General features: G+C 69.0%; 2 protein-coding genes and 1 tRNA gene. 2 read left to right on the top strand and 1 reads right to left on the bottom strand.

The genetic code is table 11. The features are described 5' to 3' along the window. Positions 1-347 precede the first annotated feature (347 nt). Positions 348-1,628 carry a nucleotide sugar dehydrogenase gene (locus tag VGO20_RS11990; protein WP_327502580.1) on the top strand — a complete coding sequence of 427 codons (1,281 nt, stop codon included), beginning with the start codon at positions 348-350 and terminating at the stop codon, positions 1,626-1,628. Between the two features lie 127 nt (positions 1,629-1,755). Continuing rightward, positions 1,756-4,710 (top strand): sialate O-acetylesterase, encoded by a 2,955-nt coding sequence (locus VGO20_RS11985; RefSeq protein ID WP_327502579.1) that lies wholly within the window; start codon positions 1,756-1,758, stop codon positions 4,708-4,710. Between the two features lie 214 nt (positions 4,711-4,924). Here the strand turns inward: VGO20_RS11985 and VGO20_RS11980 are convergent. Beyond that, positions 4,925-4,998, bottom strand: a tRNA-Met gene (locus VGO20_RS11980). Positions 4,999-5,061 lie beyond the last annotated feature (63 nt).

The raw sequence follows: 5,061 nt of genomic DNA, 5'->3' as shown, positions 1-5,061 counted from the left end.
CAGCCGCAGCGCGCACCGACATCAGCGCCGCGCCGGCCGTCCTCCAGCAGCGTGATCCCGGCCAGCCCGTCGCACGGCAGGCGCACATCCACCAATCTACGGCCACGTCTGGCGAAAACCGAGGTTTCTGGAGGTGTCCATTCAGGGGAGTCCGGGGCTGGACGCACACCCGCATCTGCCAGCTTGGTCGCCAGTTTGGACCGGGTTGCCGTGGTCCGGCGGCGCCCGGCACCGCATGCTGCACCCGATGAGACAGGCGGGGAGCACGGGCGATGCCGGACCTGGCAGCAGCGGTGGCAACCACGGCACGTCGGCGCTACCCGCGCCGTTCCGTGGAAAGCTGAACCTTGGACGCCCGCCGTCTCGCCGTGATCGGTCTCGGCTATGTCGGGCTGCCGGTCGCCGTCGCCTTCGCACGCGCCGGCCTGCACGTCATCGGCTTCGACATCGACCGCCGGCGCGTCGCGGAATTGCTGGCCGGCGTCGACCGTACGCGCGAGGTGCCGCATGAGGATCTGCGCGCCGCGCGGCTCGCCTGCACCAGCGACGCGGCTGAGCTTCGCGACACGGACATCTTCATCGTCACGGTGCCGACGCCACTGACCGCGACGCGGCAGCCGGATCTCGGCCCGCTGCTGCGCGCCTCCGAGACAGTCGGCCGGGCCCTGCGCCCCGGCGCGCTCGTCATCTACGAATCGACCGTCTATCCCGGCGCGACGGAGGAGGAATGCCTGCCGGTGCTGGAGCAGGCTTCCGGCCTGCGCGCCGGCGTCGACTTCGCAATCGGCTACAGCCCGGAACGCATCAATCCGGGCGACCCGGACCACCGGCTCGAGAGCATCACCAAGGTGGTGGCCGCGCAGTCGCCTGCGGCGCTGGACGAGGTCGCCGGCCTCTACGCGCGCATCATCCGCGCCGGCATCCACCGCGCCGGCTCGATCCGCGTCGCCGAGGCTGCGAAGGTGATCGAGAACGCGCAGCGCGACCTCAACATCGCCTTTGTCAACGAGCTGGCCTGCATCTTCGACCGGCTGGGCATCGACACCCGCGACGTTCTCGCGGCCGCGGCGACCAAGTGGAACTTCCTGGACTTCCAGCCGGGCCTCGTCGGCGGCCACTGCATCGGGGTCGACCCCTACTACCTCGCCCAACGCGCCGAACGCGCCGGCCACCACCCGGAGGTGATCGTCACCGGCCGCCGCATCAACGACGGCATGGCCAGCTTTGTCGCGCGCCGCTGCGTGCAGATGCTGATGCGGCACGGCGGCCAGTCGCGCCGCGTCACCGTGCTCGGCCTGACGTTCAAGGAGGATGTGCCCGACCTGCGCAACTCCCCGGCGCTCAGCCTGGTCCGGGAAATCCAGGACCACGGCCTCGACGTCCAGATCGTCGATCCCCTGGCGGATCCGGAGGAGGTGCTGGCGGCCACCGGGCTGCCGCCCACGGACCTGCTGGAAGTCCGACCCGGTGGCGCCGTGGTGTTGGCCGTGGCGCACCGTGCCTTCGTGAGGTCGGGCTGGAGCCTGATCCGACGCTGCCTGCTGAACGAGGGCGGCGCGGTGCTGGACGTGAAGGGCTGCCTCGACCGCAGCCAGGTGCCCTCCGACGTCGATCTCTGGCGTCTGTAACCGGGGACATGCCAGCCAGACTGGAAGTCAGTCCTGACCAGTCTCAATCCCGCACCGGATGCCTGGCGGCGTAGGGTGTGACCGGCGATGCGAAAGCCGCGTCGAATGCCGAGCGGAGGAAACCAGGGTGATCTTCATCCAGCGCGAGGGCACCACGGGAACGGTGCCCTTCAACGGGGACATGGCGCGCGTGCTCGACCAGCAGGGCAACGTCGTGGTGGGTTGGACCCCGGGCGACAGCCTCGGCGGCATCCCACAGGGCGAAGGCTACCGGCTCGAGGTCAGCACCGGCGGTGTCGTCGTCGCGCAGGACCTGGTGATTGGTGCCGTGGTCTTCGTCGTGGGCCAGTCGAACATCCAGCGCTGGTTCGACGGGCCGCAGGACGAACTGTCCGGCGGTGGCGTCTACGGCATGGAATGGAATGGCGAGATCGGCGCCGTACCCGGCGGCGCCGCGCAGCATTTCGCGCGCACCTACGCCGCACAGCTCGGCGCGCCGGTCCTGCTGGTGGAGGGCGCGAAGGGCGGCACCGCGCTGCTGCCGCAGGCGGACAAGGGCAACGGCAACTGGATGTCCACCGCCGCCGGCTCGCTCTACGCCAATGTGCTGGCGCTGCTGGCGCAGGTCGGCGGCAGCGCCGAGGTGGTGCTGTGGGGGCAGGGCGAGACCGACGGGTCGGAGGGCATCTCCGAAAGCGCCTACACCACCGCGCTGATCCAGTTCATGGAGCGCGTGCTGGCGGATTTCAGCCCGCACCGCGTGCTCATCCAGGAAATCGGCCCGCGGGGCGAGGAGGATGGCAAATACGACGACGTGCGCGCCGCGCAGCACACGGTGGCCGCCGCGCTACCGGGCGTCGCCATCGGCGCGCTGACCTCGGACCTGCTGACGATCGAGGACGGCATCCACCTGAGCGGTGCCTCCCGCACCCTCGCCGCGGACCGCATGGTCATCAGCTCCCTGGCGCTGAACGGCATTGATTTCTCGCGCACTCTCTGGACCGGCGCCGACGACAGCCAGGCCGGCGACACGCGCATTGCGGGGGCGGGACGCGACGAGCTGCGCGGGCTCGCCGGCGACGATTGGCTTGATGGCGGCGCCGGGGACGATGTGCTGCTGGGCGACGCGGGTGCGGACACGCTGCTGGGCGGCGCGGGGCACGACATACTCTGGGCCGGCGCGGGCCATGACCATGCCCATGGTGACACGGGCGACGACGTCATCTCGGGCGGCGCGGGCGCCGACACGCTGCTGGGCGGCGACGGGCACGATGAGATCTGGGGCGATGACGGCGACGACGAGATCATCGGCGGGGCTGGCAACGACCTCATCTACGGCGGCGCGGGCGAGGACACCGCGGTCTATGCCGGCCTCCGCGCCGGCTACATCGTGCTCGCCTCCGGCAGCAGCGTCACAGTTTGGGACATCGATCCCAGCGACGGTGACGACGGCCGGGATCTGCTGTCCGGCATCGAGTCCATAGGGTTCAGCGATGGGGCGATCGACCCCAGCGGCGCCGGGCTGCCGGCGCTGTTCTCCTCCGGTGCCGATTTCGTCGACTTCTCCACCATCGTATTCGGCGCTTGGTTGCCTGCCTCGATCTACGAAGGGCTGGGCGGCAACGACGAGGTCTACCTGCCCAGCGACGCCGCCGCCGCCATCGCGGCCGGCTACGATGCGACGCAGGCCTTTGACGCCGGCGCCGGCGACGACGTCGTGATTGGTGCCTCGTTGTCCGATACCATCCGCGGCGGTAGCGGCGCCGATATTCTGAACGGCGGTGCCGGCGCGGATCGCCTGGATGGCGGCACCGGCAACGACCTTTACTACGCCGACGATGCGCTCGACATCATCTTCGAGAAGCCGGACGAGGGCGTGGACACGGCTGTCGCCACGGCTTCGTTCCGGCTCAAGAGCAATGTCGAGAACCTGGTGCTCGCTGGCACAGCCGACATCACCGGCTCGGGCAACGACGAAGGCAACATGATTTCCGGCAATGCCGGTGCGAACAAGCTGATGGGCCATGGCGGGGCGGATACGCTCACCGGCAGCGACGGCAATGACACGCTGGATGGCGGCACCGGCGCCGACGTCATGATCGGCGGCCTCGGCGATGACCGCTACGCCGTGGACGATGCCGGCGATGTGGTGGTGGAAGGGCCGGATGGCGGCTACGACCTGATCCAGACCTACTTCAGCACCGCGATGCCGGCCAACATCGAGCGGCTGTCGCTGATGGGCGCCGCGGATCTTTGGGCGACCGGCAGCGCCGGCGACAACCGGCTGGACGGCAACGACGGCAACAACCTGCTCGATGGCGGCAGCGGCAGCGATGAACTGTACGGCCTCGCGGGTGCCGATACGCTCCTCGGCGGCGCCGGCAACGACCTGCTGGATGGCGGCCAGGGACCTGACCGCGCGGTCGGCGGGCTCGGCGATGACCGCTACAGGATCGACGAGGCGGGGGATGTAGCGGTCGAGGAGGCCAATGCCGGCTACGACTGGATCGAGACCCTGCTCAGCACGACGCTGCCACTGAACTTCGAACGCCTTTCGCTGCTCGGCAGCGGTGACTTGTCCGGAACCGGCAACGCGGCGAACAACCGAGTCGACGGCAATACTGGGAACAACGTCCTGGATGGCGGCAACGGCAGCGACCAGATCTATGGCCTGGGCGGCAACGACCTGCTGTTCGGCGGCGGCGCCACCGACACGCTGGAGGGCGGCCTCGGCGTCGATACCTTGTGGGGCGGCGTCGGCAACGACCGCTTCGTGTTCCGCAGCAAGGAGGAGGTCGGCGGCGGCACCACCGGCCTCGGCTCCGACCTCATCGCCGATTTCGTGCATGGCGACCGCATCGACTTCAGCCGGATCGATGCCATCGACGCCACCGCGGCGGACGAGGCGTTCATCTTCATGAGCAGCGCCGCGGCAACGGGTGCAGGTCAGGTCGCCTTCTCGCACGACGCCGGTGCCAACCAGACCATTCTGTCCGGGCACCTGGATGGCGACGGAGTCGCGGATTTCGAACTGCTGCTGACTGGCCTGCTCAACCTGGTTCCGTCCAACATCGCGCTCTGACGATGACCTTGAGGTCGGTATACTAGGCCGTTCACGGCAGGACAGGGAGTGGCCGCAATGTTCCCGGTATGCAGCTCCTCGGCCGCCTCCCCAAGCTGCCAGGGCCTGTCCGGGTTCGACGCCGCCGATAACTGGGTCGGGGAGCCGGAACACGACAAAACCCTTGCCGGCCTTTCGGCCAGCAAAGGTTCGGGAGAACTTTTGGGATCATGGGATGCGGGGACAGGATTTGAACCTGTGACCTTCAGGTTATGAGCCTGACGAGCTACCGGGCTGCTCCACCCCGCGGTGGTGTTGGTGGTTGGAGTGATGTTCTGGCGTGGTGGCCCGGCGGCGACCTACTCTCCCGAG

Source organism: Arenibaculum sp. (assembly GCF_035998295.1).
Classification (GTDB): Bacteria; Pseudomonadota; Alphaproteobacteria; order Azospirillales; family Azospirillaceae; genus DASYHS01.
Note: the sequence above shows the minus strand (reverse complement) of the source record. Positions and strands in the feature narration are given on the sequence as shown.